General features: G+C 59.9%; 9 protein-coding genes and 1 riboswitch. Of the genes, 3 read left to right on the top strand and 6 right to left on the bottom strand.

Annotation, left to right across the window (positions count from 1 at the left end):
* Positions 1-9 precede the first annotated feature (9 nt).
* Positions 10-2,610 carry an SLBB domain-containing protein gene (locus KP004_RS06365; protein WP_216801517.1) on the bottom strand — a complete coding sequence of 867 codons (2,601 nt, stop codon included), beginning with the start codon at positions 2,608-2,610 and terminating at the stop codon, positions 10-12.
* A gap of 87 nt (positions 2,611-2,697) precedes the next feature.
* Positions 2,698-3,195 carry a hypothetical protein gene (locus KP004_RS06360; protein WP_216801516.1) on the bottom strand — a complete coding sequence of 166 codons (498 nt, stop codon included), beginning with the start codon at positions 3,193-3,195 and terminating at the stop codon, positions 2,698-2,700.
* Positions 3,196-3,935: 740 nt separating this feature from the next.
* Here KP004_RS06360 and KP004_RS06355 point away from each other — a divergent pair.
* From KP004_RS06355 to KP004_RS06345, 3 genes are all read left to right on the top strand, one after another.
* The gene (locus KP004_RS06355) at positions 3,936-5,624 is read left to right on the top strand and encodes a transporter substrate-binding domain-containing protein (RefSeq protein ID WP_216801515.1); all 1,689 of its coding nucleotides are present in this window, start codon (positions 3,936-3,938) and stop codon (positions 5,622-5,624) included.
* A gap of 2 nt (positions 5,625-5,626) precedes the next feature.
* Positions 5,627-7,042: a sigma-54-dependent transcriptional regulator gene (locus KP004_RS06350; protein ID WP_216801514.1), complete on the top strand. Its 1,416-nt coding sequence runs from the start codon at positions 5,627-5,629 to the stop codon at positions 7,040-7,042.
* A gap of 383 nt (positions 7,043-7,425) precedes the next feature.
* Positions 7,426-8,715 carry a dicarboxylate/amino acid:cation symporter gene (locus tag KP004_RS06345; protein ID WP_216801513.1) on the top strand — a complete coding sequence of 430 codons (1,290 nt, stop codon included), beginning with the start codon at positions 7,426-7,428 and terminating at the stop codon, positions 8,713-8,715.
* Between the two features lie 111 nt (positions 8,716-8,826).
* Here KP004_RS06345 and KP004_RS06340 read toward each other — a convergent pair whose 3' ends face one another.
* The 4 genes from KP004_RS06340 to KP004_RS06325 form a co-directional block, all read right to left on the bottom strand.
* Positions 8,827-9,957, bottom strand: coding sequence for an HD-GYP domain-containing protein (locus tag KP004_RS06340; RefSeq protein WP_216801512.1), 1,131 nt, complete (start codon positions 9,955-9,957; stop codon positions 8,827-8,829).
* Complete coding sequence (locus KP004_RS06335; RefSeq protein WP_216801511.1) at positions 9,954-12,116, bottom strand: HEAT repeat domain-containing protein; 2,163 nt, start codon at positions 12,114-12,116, stop codon at positions 9,954-9,956. The genes KP004_RS06340 and KP004_RS06335 overlap by 4 nt, the downstream gene beginning before the upstream one ends.
* A 199-nt stretch (positions 12,117-12,315) precedes the next feature.
* The gene (locus tag KP004_RS06330) at positions 12,316-13,515 is read right to left on the bottom strand and encodes a hypothetical protein (protein ID WP_216801510.1); all 1,200 of its coding nucleotides are present in this window, start codon (positions 13,513-13,515) and stop codon (positions 12,316-12,318) included.
* A gap of 116 nt (positions 13,516-13,631) precedes the next feature.
* Positions 13,632-13,723, bottom strand: a riboswitch (cyclic di-GMP riboswitch).
* 221 nt (positions 13,724-13,944) lie between these two features.
* Positions 13,945-16,119, bottom strand: coding sequence for a PAS domain-containing hybrid sensor histidine kinase/response regulator (locus tag KP004_RS06325; RefSeq protein ID WP_216801509.1), 2,175 nt, complete (start codon positions 16,117-16,119; stop codon positions 13,945-13,947).
* Positions 16,120-16,518: the final 399 nt, after the last annotated feature.

The following is a 16,518-nucleotide window of genomic DNA, read 5'->3' as shown; positions in this document are numbered from 1 at the left end:
CCGCGCCTCCTAAAGTCCTGCAGCGATGATCACGCCCGCAGTTATGGCGACCTGCGACAGGATCGTGGTGATGTCCTTGACGGTTCTCATCCATGCCGTTTTCTGGAGGTCCTGCGGGACGACGATCGTGTCCCCCGGCAGGACCGTTTCGTTCATGAACGAGCTGTACCACGGGTACTGGGTTCTGCTCACCACCGTCCCGTCGGCCCGCACCAGGTACATCTCGTCTTTTGCCGCATCCTGGTTGAAGCCGCCGGTCATGGCAAGGTAGTCGGAGACGCTCTTGCCGTTTTTGTAGACGGCGGAGATCGGGTTGTAGACCTGCCCCATGATGCTTACCGCCGACGGCACCGGCTTGACCTCGATGACGTCGCCGCCGGCGAGCTCGAGGTCGTCCGCGCTGCCGGGCTGTGCCAGCATCTCCTTCTCGGAAAGGACCACGCGCCCCTCCGCCCTGGCCCCCTTGAGGCGGTCCAGCCCGGCAGTGACCCCTGCCAGCGACGCCTTCATCGCCTCCAATTCCTCCTTGGAGGACGCGGCGGCAGCCAGATCGGCCTGCTGTTTGGCGACTTGGTCTTCGGTCCTCCTGATCACCTCCTGCATGCGCAGCTGCTGCTCCTCCTGCACCGCTTTCCGGGTGAATTTGACGGCCGGGAGGTAGGCCTTTTTGGTGAACCCGCCTGCCCTGCTGATGACCGATGAAACCGTTTCCCCGCGCGAGATCGGGTAGACACCGGGGAAGGTGAACTCCCCTTTCAGCTCGACGTATCGCTCGGTCTCTTCCGCCCAGTTGGGAATCCGCCGGATGGTGACCTCGTCGTAGGGCTCAAGCTTCATCTTGGCGCCGGTGCCGGTCATGTCGGCTATGATGATGCGGGTCGAGACTTCGGTGCCGGTAATGACGGTGCGGGCGACCTCGACATTCTTGACGAAAGCCGACTTCTTCATGTAGCCGGCGAGCTGGATCAGGTCGCCCAGCGACATCCCGTCGTAGAGACGGTATTCACCCGGCGTTTGGACGTCCCCACGGATGCGGACCTTCGGCATCTCTTCCTTCTCCCATTTGGAGAAGATTTTGATGGTGTCGCTGTCGCGCAGCTCGATGTCCTCGGCCGCGTCTCCGGCGAACGCCTTGGCGATCGAGAATATGATCTTCTCGGGAGTGAGCCCGGGTGCCGAGTAGCGGGTGAGCTCCGCGACCGGGCTGCTTTCCGGGAGGATGTCGGCGGCGGTGATGACGCTGCTCACCCGCATTCCTTGACGGAACTCACGGTCCTCGGTCTTCAGGACGTGACCTTCGACCCGCACGGTGTTGCGCAGAGCCGAGCCCACTCGGCCGACGGTGATGATGTCCATGTCACGGATCGGGCTTGCCAGAGAATTGGCTGCGTCGAGGTTGACGGTCTTGGTCTCGCTCCCCTTGTGCGCCTCGACCCTGACCACCTGGATATCCCCTTTGCGCGCCGTCGGGGTAAGGCCGCCGGCCAGGCTCAAGGCGTCGTTGAGCGTCTGCTCTCCCTTCAACTCGTAAATGCCGGGGCGCTTCACTTCCCCCCCCACCGCAATGGTAGGACCTATGATCCCCACGAAGATCGTGTCGCCGGATTGCAGGCGGACGTCGTTGGCCTTGTTGCCATGGTTGAAGAAGTCGTACAGGTCGATGCTCGCCACGATTTTCCCGAGCCGCTGAACTTCGACGGCGCGCAGGGTTCCGTTTTTGCTCGGCCCCCCGGCAGCTTCCAAGGCGTTGATCACGGTCGACAGGGCAGGAATGTCGTATCCCCCGGGGTTGGCGACCTCACCCACGACGTACACCTTCACGGTGTGAAGCTGCCCGATATCGACGCTGCAATGGGCATTGGTAAAGGAACGCGACAGCGCCTTCTCGATTTTTTCCTGCAGCCTTGAGAATTGGACTCCGGCCACGGTGATGACACCGACCCGCGGCAGCGATATTTCCCCTCTGCGGCCCACCTCCAGGAGCAGGGTCCCATCAGCGGGAGTTCCCCACACGGTCAGCGCAATCCTGTCGCCGGCGGACACCACGTAATCGGAGGCCACAGGGGCGTCGGCCTGGGGCTTGAACTGGCCGTTGAAAAAACCGTAACCGAACTGCACGAGCGGCGGCTTTGCATCTCCCTCTGCCGTAACCTGGTATGGGAGCACGTTTGCCTTGTTGAGCCGCAATTCCAGGCGCGACTGCGGCTGGGGCTGGGGCTGCGACTGGGGCTGGGGCTGCGACTGAGGCTGGGGCTGGGATTGGAGAACGCCGAGGGCCGACTGCGACGACACGCTTGCGTCCTGCTTGTTCGCATCGCTCGTCTCCAACTTGCCCGTCAACGGTCCCGGCTGTTTCACGGCACCGTCCGCGTTGGATTGACGGGTGTAGCCCTGCGGGATGTCAGCGTCCCTCTTAACATTGTTAAGAGCAGGCGCCGTACCAGGCACCACGACCTGCATCGGGCTGGAGCTTGTTTTCTGGGGTTCCAGGTAAGAGGATTTCTGTTGCTCGCCTTCGGTCTGCATCGATGTCAGTGAAGTTACCGCGGCTTGAGCCGTGGTGGCGACAATAACGAGAATAGTGCACAGAAGTACTGCAATTTTTTTCATGCTTGCTCCGAACCGATTTGCTCATAAAAAAATGACCGATATAGCGCCGATACGTTCAGCGTGCTCTGTTTTCGGCCACAGTGTAAATTACTGGCTGTTTTGAGCCATGACCTGCATCGCCTGGTCGTTCTTCTCCAGGAAGCTTTTGGTGCCGTAAATCACCACCACCGACTTTGACACAGGTTCCAGTTCAACCCGTATTTCGCAGTCACCCTTCTGGAACAAGGCATTTCCCACGTCTCCCGAAGGGTCTATGTTGTCCTGCACCAGTTTAAACTGATGCAGCGAAGACATGAGGGTAGCCTTGGGGATGCTCTCCATAACGAGCACCACACCGGTCAGGACATCGTACCTGTCGAAGGACAGCGCCACGTCCTGCACGCCGTCGATACCGAACACACCCGGCTCGACCTGGAGATTGACGCCGCCTGTGACCGTGTTGGGAACGGCTTGAAAAACCGTAGCGGAGGGATATTTCTGGGTGAAGCCTCTCCGGGTGGCATAACCAACCTCGAGGCCGAGTGGGGTCGGGTTTTGCGGCGAGTTGCGGATGATCAACGGCACTGCTTTGACCGAAGGTGCCATTGTTGCCAACCGGCTTTCAACACTCTCTGCTTTCAGACAGCTCAGAACTGCCATACTCATAAGACAAAGAGCAAGCAAGTCGAATGCGCGCTTTCTCACACAAGCCTCCATTCAATTAAAAACGACGGCTATCCGTCCCTGCGGAATAACCGGCGACATCACAACGTCCAGCCACCGGCATCCCCAAACCGGGGACGCATCGGCAGACAGACGGAACCGCCTCAGCTTCGGTCAAATGACCAAACGCAAAACATCGAGCCCGCCATGCTTTACGAAAGCGTGTTTGGGCTACTTTTTAAACCATGAACTTGTAAGGTTGATTTTGAAGCGAAAGTACTCTGAGAATTCCGGGGTTCTTCATCTGTTCGATACAGACACAGTCATGAAGAGTGAGACGGGATGGTCACAAGACATCGCGGATCTCTTCTACCTCAGGACATCAAAAAGCGCTTCAATGCACACGGGCCATGTATTGTCCTGCAACATGTCCGTTTTTATAACATTGCAACCTTTCTATACACCAAAATTACTCATTAGTATACCCATTTAGTGTCACAAAGAGGCCACGCCGGAAAACCGTGGTCGATAATTACCAAACGGAATGCAGAAACTGCCGCACTCCGAACATGCCGGATACCGCCCCCCCCGATCAGGATTTCCACTTGCACACTGTTGAGGGATGGTAGTAGGCTCAATACTCCTTGAGGACGAATCCCTAATTTATTTCATTTCGGTACGCCATGACTTTCGCCATCCCAAACATCCGGCGTTTGCTGCCGGTCCTTCTGCTGGTGCTGGGCACCCTCATGCCCTGCTCCGGCTGGGCGGCGGCTGCGGGGACCATCGTCGTCGGCGGTGACCACAACTACCCCCCGTACGAGTTCATCGACAAGGACGGCCACCCCGCCGGGTTCAACGTCGACCTCACCCGCGCCATCGCCGAAGTGATGGGGATGACGGTGGAGATCCGCCTGGGGCGCTGGGAAGAGATACGGAAGGCGCTGCAAAGGGGCGAGGTGGACATCGTCCAGGGGATGGTCCAGGCGGAAGTACGAGCCAGGGATTACGACTTCTCGCCGCCGCACTCGATCATCAACCAGTCGGTTTTCGCCCGCCGCGGCAGCAAGCCGGTCCGGGACCTCACCGACCTGAAGGGGAAAGAGGTGCTCGTGCAAAACGGCGGCATGATGCACGACTACCTGCTGGAAAAAAACGTGGGCGCCGCCATCTCCCCGGTCGACACCCACATCGACGCGCTGCGCCAGTTGGCCGCCGGCAAGCACGACTACGCCCTGGTCGGCAACCTCCCCGGACTCTACTTAAGCCGCGAGTTCGGCCTCTCCAACATCGTCCCGGTGGGCCGTCTCTTCGCCGGTCAGCCGTACTGCTACGCCGTCAAAAAGGGTAACGACCAGATCCTCTCCCAGTTCAGCGAAGGGCTCGCCATCCTGAAAAACACCGGGCGCTACCAGAAGATCCATGATAAGTGGCTGGGCGCGCTGGAGCCTCCCACCGTCTCCTGGCGCAAGATCCTCACCTACGCGGCCATCACGGCACTGCCGCTATTGCTCTTGCTGAGCGCCATCGGTTACATCAACCGCAGGCTCACCAAGGAGGTCGCCCTGCGCACCCAGGAGATGCAGTTGCAGCAGCAGCAACTGATCCAGGCGGACAAGATGGCCTCGCTCGGCATCCTGGTTTCGGGCATCGCCCACGAGATCAACAACCCCACCGGGCTCTTGCTCTACAACCTGCCGGTATTGAAGAAGATCTTCCGCTCGACCGAAGAGCATCTGGAACAGAGATTCCAAAAGGAAGGGGATTTCATGATCGGGGGACTGCGCTACTCCCAGTTTCGCGAGGACATCCCGCTGCTCATCGACGAGATGCACGACGGCGCCACCCGGATCAAGCGCATCGTCGAGGACCTCAAGGACTTCGCCCGCAAGGACACCTCGCAGATGGACCAGTCGGTGCTTTTGAACGACGTGGTCCGGGCCGCGCTCAGGCTGGTGGAGAATTCCATCCGCAAGACCACCGGCAACGTGGTCGCCGACCTCGCCGAAGGCCTTCCCGCCATCCGGGGCAACGCGCAGCGGATCGAGCAGGTGGTGGTGAACCTCATACTCAACGCCTGCCAGGCGCTTGCCGACCCGGGCAAGGGTATCTACCTCAGCACCGGCTACGATGCCGACCGCAACGAGGTGTTCCTGCTGGTCCGGGACGAGGGGGTCGGCATCGCCGGCGAGGATCTGCCGCGTATCGCCGATCCCTTCTTCACCACCAAGCGCGAGGTAGGCGGCACCGGGCTCGGCCTGTCGGTGTCGGCCTCCATCATCAAGGAACACGAAGGGACCATGGTTTTCGAGTCGCAACCGGGCGAGGGAACCACGGTGCGGGTGGCATTGCCCGCCCTGCAAGGAGCATGACCATGATCGACTCACTGACGCCGGCCTTCGAGATCCTTCTCGTCGATGATGAGGAGGCGTGGCTGCGCAGCATCAGCATGACCCTCGCCATGTCGGGAGGCATCAACAACGTGGTGCGCTGCTCGGACAGCGGGAAGGTCCTGGAACTGCTCCGCTCCCGCCCCATCGGCCTGGTCCTTTTGGACCTGAACATGCCCGGCCTCTCCGGCCAGGACCTCCTCCCCGCGATCATAGAGGAACACCCTGAGGTCCCGGTCATCGTGCTGAGCGGGCTGAACCAGGTTTCGGTAGCCGTGGAATGCATGCAGAAGGGGGCCTTCGACTTCTTCGTGAAGACCGTGGAGGAGGAGCGCCTGATCCAGGGGATCCACCGCGCCATCAGGCTGATCGACCTGCAGCGGGAAAACCTCGAAATGAAATCCCGCATCCTCAGCGATCGCCTGGAGCACGCCGAGGCCTTCGCCGACATCCTCACGGCGGACCGGGCCATGCTCTCCATCTTCCGTTACATCGAGGCGGTGGCGGGCAGCAGCCAGCCCATCCTCATCACCGGCGAAAGCGGGGTCGGCAAGGAGCTGGTGGCGCGCGCGGTCCACAAGGTGAGCCGCCGCCCCGGGCAGCTGGTCTCGGTGAACGTGGCGGGGCTGGACGACCAGATCTTCAGCGACACGCTCTTTGGCCACACCAGGGGCGCCTTCACCGGGGCCGAGCTTCCGCGCAGCGGGATGATCGAGAGGGCCGCGGACGGGACGCTGTTCCTCGACGAGATCGGGGACCTGGCCATCACCTCGCAGGTGAAACTTTTGCGCCTGTTGCAGGAGGGTGAGTACTTCTCCCTCGGCAGCGACGTACCGAAACGGATGAACGCGCGGGTGGTCGTCGCCACCCACCACGACCTGGCCGCCAAGCAGGCGGCAGGTGAGTTCCGCAAGGATTTTTACTACCGCCTGTGCGGTCACCACATCCACATCCCGGCGCTGCGCGAGCGTCCCGACGACATCCCGCTGCTCTTCGACCACTTCCTGGAGGAAGCGGCCCGGGAACTGAAAAAGAAGAAACCGACCGTCCCGAAGGAGCTGCCGGTTCTCTTGACCAACTATTCCTTCCCGGGTAACGTGCGGGAACTGCGGGCGCTGGTGTACGACGCCATGAGCCGCCACGAGGCGCACATGCTCTCCCTGGAAACCTTCAAGCGGGTCCTGGGCCAGGACCAGGGGCGGCCGGTGCGGCTCAACGGGCAGGTGCAGCGCAGCGTTTTCGTAGCGAGCGAGCCGCTCCCCGCGCTGCACGAGGTGAGCGATCTGCTGGTCGCCGAGGCGATGCGCCGGGCAGAGGGGAACCAGTCCATCGCCTGCCGCCTGATCGGGGTCTCCCAGCCCGCGCTGAGCAAACGCCTCAAAAAGACAGGGGATTCCTGACCGTAATCACCATCACCCAACGCAGTTTTACCCTCTCGCGCCGTCTGTGCGGCCGGGAGGGCCTCCCCTCTCCTGCCGCCCCAGCAAACCCCTATAACCTGCACCCTTCCTATAACCGCTCGCAAACAGCACCTAACCCGCGGTAACTGCTATGGAAAACAGCGGCGGAAACGGTTTTGCCGCCGACAGGTTATACCCCCCTGCGCCGCCTCCGCGCTGTCCCCCCCCCGCAAAGACCATATGAATACAGTCACTTGTCGTTTCGCTGCCGTATTGGCAGTCCTCTTGCTATCACGGGGGTACGGCAGGATGTAGAAAACTATTTTATGGGAAGCTGTGACATTGGGGACAACGATGCAATTCAACCTGAAGGAGAGTGTGGCATGAAAAAGAACAAACTGACCCTCTACATCCTGGTGGCGATGATTCTGGGAATCGTCGTCGGCTACTTCTGTAACATTAACGCGCCCGACGCCAAGGCCGCCAAAGTCATTGCCGGGTATTTCGACATCATCTCGTCCGTCTTTCTGCGCCTGATCAAGATGATCATCGCCCCCCTGGTCTTCGGGACCATCGTTTCCGGTATCGCCGGCAACGGCGACTCCAAAGCGATAGGCCGTATCGGCATCCGCGCCATGGCCTGGTTCCTCTGTGCGTCGATCATTTCCCTGGTACTGGGCATGGTGTTCGTCAACCTGTTCCAGCCCGGCGTCGGCACCGCTCTCCCGGCCCCGGTAACCGGCGCGACCACCAACCTGAACGTCGCCGCCCTCAACTTCAAAGATTTCGTCACCAACATCTTCCCGACCAGCTTCCTCGACGCCATGGCGAAGAACTCGATCCTGCAGATCCTGATCTTCTCCGTTTTCTTCGGGTTCGCCATCGCCTCCTTCAAGGACGACACCACCAAGACCGTGGTCTCCTTCGTGAAGGAGCTGGTGCACATCATGCTCAAGGTCACCGACTACGTCATGCGTCTCGCCCCGGTGGGCGTCTTCGCCGCGATGGCTTCCTGCATCACCGTCCAGGGGCTTGGTGTACTGACCACCTACGGCAAGTTCATCGGAAGCTTCTACGTCGGTCTGGTCGTGCTCTGGATCGTCCTGATCGGTGCCGGCTACCTGTTCCTGCGTAACTCCACCTGGACCCTGCTCAAGATGATCCGCGAGCCGATGCTGATCGCCTTCTCCACCGCAAGCAGCGAGGCCGCCTATCCCCAGACCCTGGAGTCCCTGGAGCGTTTCGGCGTGAAGGAAAAGGTTTCCGGCTTCGTGCTGCCGCTTGGCTACTCCTTCAACCTGGACGGCTCCATGATGTACCAGGCCTTTGCCGTCATCTTCATCGCCCAGGTCTACAACATCGAGCTTTCCATCTCCAAGCAGATCGCCCTGCTCCTGGTGATGATGCTGACCAGCAAGGGTATGGCCGGCGTGGCCCGTGCCTCGCTGGTGGTCGTTGCGGCGACCCTCCCCATGTTCAACCTCCCCGAGGCGGGTCTTTTGCTCATCATGGGCATCGACCAGTTCCTCGACATGGGTCGTACCGCGACCAACGTGATCGGTAACTCCATCGCCACCGCCGTCGTCGCCAAGTGGGAAGGGGATCTCGGGGCCGAGCCGGAAACGGAAGAGGACGCAGAGATGGTCCTCGCCGCCGTGCCGGTGCAGGATTAGTCACGAACTGAACAGAGGATTCGGAATAATAGAAGGACTCGGCGCCCGTACGGGCGCCGTTTTTTTTCACACTGGTGCGGCTCACGCCGGCGCATGGGCCGACACTGACCGTCAGCAGCCTTTTTTGACGCCCTCGACTATCTGGAAAAAGTTCCGCGTCAGTACCGGGTGCAGTTCGGTTCCCGACATGTCGAGCATCATGGTCGTGATCTGGTCAAGCTCGAGAGGTTCGCGGTAGGACCTGCGGGTCCTTGTCGCATCGAAAAAATCGGACACCATGGTGAGGTGGCTGCTGAGGTTGAGCCGCCAAGATGCGGAGAGATCGGGGTAGCCAGTGAGGTTGAACTTCGCGTGGTGCTCGTAAGCAGCGATGACAGCCATGCGCGGTACCCCCGGGATGTCCATCAGGTAACGCGCTCCGCTGACCGGGTGCTTCTTGATCAGTTCGAACTCCTCGTCGGTCAGCCTCCCCTTCTTGTTGAGGATCTCCTCAGGGACAAATAACTTCCCGATATCGTGCAGCATGGCGGCTACGCCAATATCCTTCAGCTGCTGTCCCTCGATGCCGAGCGCCATCGCCTGTGCGATGTTGAGGATGCAGACGTTGGCGGAATGGGTGAACGTGTACTCGTCGTTGTCCCTCAGCGCCGCAAGAACGAGCAACGAGATACCCTCCTGGCGGAACAGTTCGACAAATCCCGTCACGACCTCTGCGATCCCCGTTATCTTGAGTTGCTGACGTCGCTGCACCGCCCGGTACATCTCGGTGAAACGATCCAATTCCTGATCGCGTAGCTCCTTGAGCACCTCCGTGACAGCCCGCTCCCCCACCTCGCTTCCGGCAGGGTGCCCGACCACGGGGAGCTTGACACAGCCAAAGCGCAGATGATCACTCGATGCGGCCTCTCCCCCCTGCCCCGCCGCGGCGCTCAGCAGATAGACGAGACCGGCCACCTCCTCGCGGGTGATCCCCGGCAGGAACTTGAGGTGTTCGATGCCGCGAGCCTTGAGCATGGTGGCGAACCGGTTCAAGAACAGGCTGTGCTCCTGAGGGGTGCCGTTGATGATGAGCTCGTTTTCCACCACGATTACCGAGAGCTCCCCGCAGGCCTCGAGCATCGCGCTCAGTTCCTCGAACAACTGGTTCCCCAGCCTCACGACCTGCAGGTGCCCGCTGTCGTAAAGCGCGGCGTTGGCGCTCGCCGACTGCAGGAGCCGGATGATATTGGTAGCGCCTTTCATGGTGCACCGCCCTGGCTGCCGCGCAGTATCAACGCCGCCTGTCGCCCAACCGCACTCTTCTTCGAGGCCAGTTTTTTAAGAAGCGGACGCGACGCTTCGGCAGGATAGCGGCGCAGCGTGAGCACCGCGTCGAGTTTCAGCTTGGACAGTTGGGTCGGACGCAAGAAGCTGACGGAGGCAAGGAGCTTTTCCAGCAAGGGAAGGGACGCGGGATTTCCGATCTCCCCGAGCGCCTGCACCACAAGGCTCTTCACCTGCAGATCCCTGGCGGAGCTCCCACCTTTTACAAGCATCGCGTGCAGCGCCGCAAGAACCTTGGCCGATCCCGCAATGCCGGCGACCTCCAAAGCGGCTAATTGCGTCTGCCGGTTCTGACTCTCCAGATCCTGAACCAGTTTGAATTCCGCTCCGGCGTCCCCGAATTCGAGCAAAGCCCTGAAAGCCTCTTGCGAGACCCGCCTGTCCCGATGGCGGGCCAAAACACGCAGACGCTCCACGGTTTCGGAAAGGCCAAGGCGCCGGATCAGCATGATGAGGTTGCGCAGGAAGTACCAACGCCGGTCAGAAAGCCGCCTGATGATGGCCGGGGTTGCCGGGTCACCGATTTCGACCAAACGGTCCATCATGAACCGGCGCAGCGACATGCTCTCGCTTTCACCCAACCGGTCCAGCAGCTCTTCCGTGAAAGGGGCGCCGACAGTAGCGATCACCTCGGCTATGTCGTCGTACCTCGGCTTGCCCCAAGTATCCAGACCGTCCAGTACCTCGTCGATAAATTCTTCGCAGGCGAACAACGCCATCACTTCATCTTGCACCCGCGGGGGTACACCTCCCCCGGCCACCTCGCGCAGGATTTTTAGGAATTCGCGGTAGTCGCCGGTACGCAGGAAATAGATCCCGATATCGTAGAGGTTGCGGGCGTAGCCGGCCAGTTCCTCCCCTTCGCTGTCCAATGATTTCAGGAAACGCAGCAGGATGTCGCCGGTCCTCTTTTCCATCCAGGCCTGGTCAATGGTTTCCAGCAGGTCCTGTACTTCTTCGCTGCCAATGACGCAAACCCGGTCCGGCTCCATCATCCTGTCGAGCTTTTGCTGGTAACTTGCGGGGATGTACTCTTCGCTTGAATGCTCCTTGAGGATGCTTCGAATCCTTGCCGGCAAGTCGCGTTCCTGCGAGAAGTCCTGACGGGGGGCTCCGGCGTCGCAGGGCGCGTTGTTCGGCTGCCGCAGCAACTGCAGGAGAAACGGCGGGATACTCTCCTGTTGCGCGCCGATTTCCTCGAGTGTTTCGAGCAAAACCTCGCCGGGTAACTGCCGGACAATCGACTCCAGATCCGCGGTGGGGATGGCTTGGGATGTCCAGGCCGCCTCCAGGAACTGCCGCCGCATGGCAGGGCTTAGCTTGCAGAGGAACCGGGCGAACCTGCGGGTGGTCTGCTCCCTGACTTCGGTGGGGGCAGCCCCCTCCCGGGTAAAGGTCTCCAGTATGACGGGGACGAAATCCTTAAGCGCGTCGAGGCCGTCCTGTCCGAGGTGCCGGTTCAGCGCCTCGGCCAGGAATTCCGGGTCAGCCAGCTCCCCGTCGGGCATGCCGCCGGCGAACAGACCGTTTTTGAGGGCCAGCGCAAACCGCTCCCAGAGATCGCGCCCGCCGTCCGTCTCCCTCCGGCGGATGAGTTCCTCTTCGCTCGCGCCGATGAGATCGTAGCGTATTTCCCTGATGTCAATGGAGGTGATGCCGGACTTTTCCCATACCGCCCGAATCCCTCCGGCGCCGAAAATCTTCTCACGCTTGCTGCCAAGGATGATGGTGAAGTGGCGCAACTCCCCCATGGTAAGCCCCTGGGTGAGAACCAGGGCCCCGATGCCACGTTCGTGCAGCACACGTGCGAAATCCCGTATCACGGGATTGGATTTCTCAACCGGCTGGTCCCCCAGCAATAGAGTCGAACCGGCCACCCCCAACGCCACCTCGTCCCGCTCGGCCAGGAAAGCTGAGTAGCTGTTCAGCGCGCGGGCAAGCGACGTATCGATTACCTGGTGCCCCCGCGGGTAAGCGCCCATATTGCGCCGCAAGACGTTCAACTCGCGGATCAGTTTGACCAGCGGCGGCGATGAAGCCGTGCCCGACACTCTATCTATGATGCTTTGATTACTCATATCCCACGCTTCAAGTCTGCACCGCCAGAACAAAAGGCAACAGTCCCACCCAGATCTGCTTGTGGCAAAAATGCAATATACCGAATATCTCAGTGCAATAAAAGAATAATTAATCTCCTCTGCCAAGCCCGTAGTGCCCCAAAAGGGATTTAACAAAAAGGCGCCCGATAAAAACCGGGCGCCTTTGGTCGGATAAAACCTATTTCACCGGGAATAGCGTCCTTTGCCCCTGCGGCGTGTTCATTATCGTCACCAGTTCGTTGCGCAACTGGTTGATCCTCTCCATGAGCGCCGCGGTATTGGCATTGCTGTTGTTCTTGATGGACGCGGCGTTGTTGTCATCGTTGCGTTTTATGTCGGCGTGCTGCGTATAGAGGGTGGCAAAGCCGTCATCGATGCTGCCGGCGGTCTTTTGCAGGCAGGTGAGCGTCGACGACTGCAGCGCGCTTTCTTCAGTCTTCAGGATTTCGTCCACCGTTGTGTAGGCGATTTCCAAGACGGACGCGGCGGTCTCGAAGACAAGACAGACCACGCTGCCGTTACCGCCAAAACCAAGCGCAACGGCAATCTGCTTACAGCCGGTCCCTGCCATGCCGGCCACTCCCCGGGCCGTAACGGAGACCTGCCTCAGTATGCCGGCCGCGAGGTCCAACCCCGGTGTCGTGACAGGCGTTTCGCAACCGGACGGCACGGCTTGTGCGGACAGGGAAACCAGTGCCTGCGGCGCAGCGTTATTCAGCTCTTCCAGGTCCCCGTTCACCTTGTGAAGCTCGCCCTCCAGAGCATCGTAGGCCTGGCCTATCGGCGCAGCTTCCGCTTCCATCTCAGACCGCTCCGAGTCGGTCAACGCCTCGTCGGGGCTGCATATCTGGTCACACTCGAGGCCGTCCTGTCCCTTTCCCTTGTTTTTCTTGAGCGGATTGCAGGCCTGCTTGTTCTTGTTGTCGTCCAGGTCGATGGCCGCGCACTTCGCGTTCGGGTTGCCCTGGTCATAGTCGCAGATACCGTCGCCGTTGCCATCGTCCTGGGCCGTCAGCGGCACGTGGTAGCAGGCGTTCTTGTTGGACTTCGCCTCGCTCTTCGCCAGTTTCTTGAAGTCGTTCGCGCCGTTTTTGTGCTTGGAGCGATCCGTCTTCATTTTTACGCCCGTCATCTGCCCGCGCTGCCCGGCCGTGAGCTTGTCGCCCAGCAAGGTACCCTCCTTGAAGAGGCCGGTCATGAACTCGATCTGGTTGGCAACGCCGTCGTGCTTGCACTTGAGCTTGTCATAGGCGTCGCCCTGGTCGCACGATGCCGTGGCAGGCGGGGTAGCCCATGCTGCAGTATGGAGATTCATGACCAAGGCGGAGACGACGATGGCGCCAAACAACAAAGGGGTAGCCAAACCGTGCAGGTTCATACCTATTCTCCTTTTTGGGACTGCGAAGTGTGGAGTGTCCGGTTCTGGAGCAGACGGTGTCGGTAGAGGAAGGACAAAAAAAATGCCGGGCGCTGGACGCCCCCTGCAAAGGAGGCTCCGGCAGCCCGGCCGACTTGTTGGAAGTAAACCTCGAGGAAGTCCCGTGGTTCCCCGTGCCCCGGTCACCCGAGGTTCGGCTTTATCTTGTGCAATGCTATAGCTGAAATCCGGAAAGTCAAAGTACGAAAGGTCCTACAGACAACCAACAGCCGCCAGAGACAGTACCCTCTGGCGGCGTTTGAGAAAATTTCGTCTAAGTCAAACATCACCTTCGGAACAGTATCATTATGACTTCCGAACCACATGTAATCGCGATGCGTGCAGCAGGCTGGAGTAATAGCATCAGGGGGGGCTTGAACAAACACATCGTTACTGCCGGCCTTTTTCGGCAATGCCCTCTATGGCCTTTCTCAGGGTGGACAGGTTGAAAGGCTTCTCCACGAATCCGGCTAATCCCGTGCCGGCGAATTTCGGGGCCACTTCGCACGCGCTGTAGCCGCTTGCCATGAGCACGAGCACCTTCGGGTCCAACTGACGCAGTTCACGGAAGCATTGTTCCCCGTCCATCTGCGGCATGGTGAGGTCGAGGATTACCAATACGAGGTCCGGTGTGTTTTTGAAGACCTCTATAGCCTCACGCCCATTTTCTGCGGTGATCGGCGTGAAGCCGAGGGCCTGCAGCATCTGGCAGCCGATATTGCGCACTTCCTCCTCGTCGTCCACCAGGAGAACCTTTCCTTCGCTTTTGCGCCACCTGGTCTCGCAAGCGGGAGATGCTGCCGCCTTAAGAGCCTTCTCGCTGGCGGGGAGGAGCACCCTGAACGTGGTTCCCTGCCTGGGCACACTGTCAATCTTGATGGTACCCCTGTGCCCCCTCACTATCCCCAGTACAGCAGCCATTCCCAAACCCCTTCCCGTGAATTTGGTAGTGAAGAAGGGGTCGAAAATCTTTGCAGCAATCTCCGGTGACATGCCGCACCCTGTGTCAGTGACCTCCACAAAGACATAGAGCCCTTCCGGGATAGCGTCTGTGAGCCAGGTTCCCTGGAGGTAGTTCTCGTCGCACTGGACACTCCCGGTTCCGATGTCGATCACACCTTCCTGCTCGCAGAGGGCCTCGGAGGCATTGATGACCAGGTTCATGACGATCTGGCGGATCTGTGTGGCGTCGGCGTCAATAAGAGGCAGCGGCCGGGTGAGGTTGTAGTTCACCACCGCCTTCTTGGAAACCGATACCTCCAGCATATGTTTCATCTCTTCTACCAGGCGGTTGAGGTCGGTAAGTTCGACTATGAACCTTCCTTTACCGGAGTAGGCGAGCATCTGCTTGGCAAGGTCGGCGGCTCGTGCTGCCGACTTTTCGATCCGCTGCAGGTTCTCCTTCACCGGGGATTCCGGTTCGAGTCGTGCGAGGGCCAGGTCGGCATTGCCGATGATGCTGGTGAGGATGTTGTTGAAATCGTGGGCGATGCCTCCCGCCAGCACGCCGAGACTTTCCAGTTTCTGCGTGTGGAGCAACTGCTGCTCCAGGCGGCTTCGTTCCTCCTCGGCCTCCTTGCGTTCCGTTATGTCATGGGCCGAGCCGAAGAAACATTCGAGGGCACCTTGATCGTCAAAACATGCGGTGGTCGAATCGCGCAGCCAGCAATACCCTCCATCGGCCCGCCTGAGACGGTACTCGAGGTCCAGGTTGACGGTTGCGGCGGTGCGGTTCAGAAAGGCCTGGTCCAGGGTGGCGAAGATGCGCACCCTGTCTTCGGGATGGAAGTACTCCTTGAGCGTTTCAAGGCTGTTCTTCTGGAAGTCCGTGACGGGATGGCCGGTCATCTGCTCAAAGGCGGGGCTTAAATAGTCGTACCGGCCTTCGGCAACGTTGAGACGGTAAAGGACGTGATGGCGGCTGTTCAGTGCCTGGGTGAAACACTTGTTCGTGTAGTCGAGTTCGGCCAGTTGCTGCCGGCGCTTGGTGATGTCGCGGGTCAGCGCGAGCGCGACGTGCGTCCCCCCCAGATTGAAGACGGAGGTCCTGATCTCGACCGGAAATGTCGATCCATCCTTGCGCTGGTGCACCGACTCGAAGATAACCGGCGGCTGATCGATCAGCGAGGCGAACTGGGTAGCGAAAGCCTCTCTGCTTAGGAGCGGATCGATGTCCGTGATGTTCATTTTGAGGAGCTCTTCCCTGGTAAAGCCCAGACCGTTGCTGGTGGCGCTGTTCAGATCCAGGATCTCCCCTTGCGATCCCAGCAACTCGAAACCGTCACCGGCCTGCTCTACCAAGCTACGGAAGCGCCTCTCGCTTTCGGCGAGCGACCGGGAAGTTTCCCTGATGTGGCGCATCTGGCGCAGCATGACAATCAGGAGGGCAACCAGTGCAACAATGGCGACTGACGCCCCGACGTGGTACGGGTCGCCGCCCGGCAGGGTGTGCCCCCCTGCCCCCTCTCCAATCGGTGCGGCAGTAACGCACACCGGTGACAGCAGGACAAGGAACAATAGCGTCCTCGGGAAAAGAGAGCTGAGTTTCGACGAAATGTGGTCCATGCTTCCTGCCGTAATGGTATGAATCCCGAGGTCACAGCCCTAATGGTCGTTGCGGCACATTCTGGCTATGTGTTCACAGTCATAGAGTGCAATATATCAGAAATTGGTAAGAGGAATGTGCTCCACACACTGGAGCTTCGCTTCGAAAAAAGAAGCAACAACTACGAAAATGACTCGAAGAGTGATTTTGCCGAAACTTACATCATCGGCACATGCCAAAGGACAGGAATTGGGTGCGAGAGGCGAAGGGAGGATGCGGGGCTATAGGGCACGGTGTCTGCGGTCAAAACCAGAACCGGCCGTCGATGGCACACCAAAGCCTCTAAAAACAGGCTTCTATCCAGGTTGACGTGACACAACGTGTACTTCAGGTGAATTTAGTGCTGCAAATATGTGAAA

It is taken from the genome of Geomonas oryzisoli, from assembly GCF_018986915.1.
GTDB classification, from domain to species: Bacteria; Desulfobacterota; Desulfuromonadia; order Geobacterales; family Geobacteraceae; genus Geomonas; species Geomonas oryzisoli.
The sequence above is the reverse complement of the archived record's forward strand: the minus strand, read 5'-3'. Positions and strand labels throughout refer to the sequence as shown.

What these genes read in the sequence shown, in the direction of transcription:
- KP004_RS06365 (WP_216801517.1), bottom strand. Translation starts at nt 2,610, where the DNA reads ATGAAAAAAATTGCAGTACTTCTGTGCACTATTCTCGTTATTGTCGCC.
- KP004_RS06350 (WP_216801514.1), top strand. Translation starts at nt 5,627, where the DNA reads ATGATCGACTCACTGACGCCGGCCTTCGAGATCCTTCTCGTCGATGAT.
- KP004_RS06355 (WP_216801515.1), top strand. Translation starts at nt 3,936, where the DNA reads ATGACTTTCGCCATCCCAAACATCCGGCGTTTGCTGCCGGTCCTTCTG.
- KP004_RS06335 (WP_216801511.1), bottom strand. Translation starts at nt 12,116, where the DNA reads ATGAGTAATCAAAGCATCATAGATAGAGTGTCGGGCACGGCTTCATCG.
- KP004_RS06360 (WP_216801516.1), bottom strand. Translation starts at nt 3,195, where the DNA reads ATGGCACCTTCGGTCAAAGCAGTGCCGTTGATCATCCGCAACTCGCCG.
- KP004_RS06325 (WP_216801509.1), bottom strand. Translation starts at nt 16,119, where the DNA reads ATGGACCACATTTCGTCGAAACTCAGCTCTCTTTTCCCGAGGACGCTA.
- KP004_RS06345 (WP_216801513.1), top strand. Translation starts at nt 7,426, where the DNA reads ATGAAAAAGAACAAACTGACCCTCTACATCCTGGTGGCGATGATTCTG.
- KP004_RS06340 (WP_216801512.1), bottom strand. Translation starts at nt 9,957, where the DNA reads ATGAAAGGCGCTACCAATATCATCCGGCTCCTGCAGTCGGCGAGCGCC.
- KP004_RS06330 (WP_216801510.1), bottom strand. Translation starts at nt 13,515, where the DNA reads ATGAACCTGCACGGTTTGGCTACCCCTTTGTTGTTTGGCGCCATCGTC.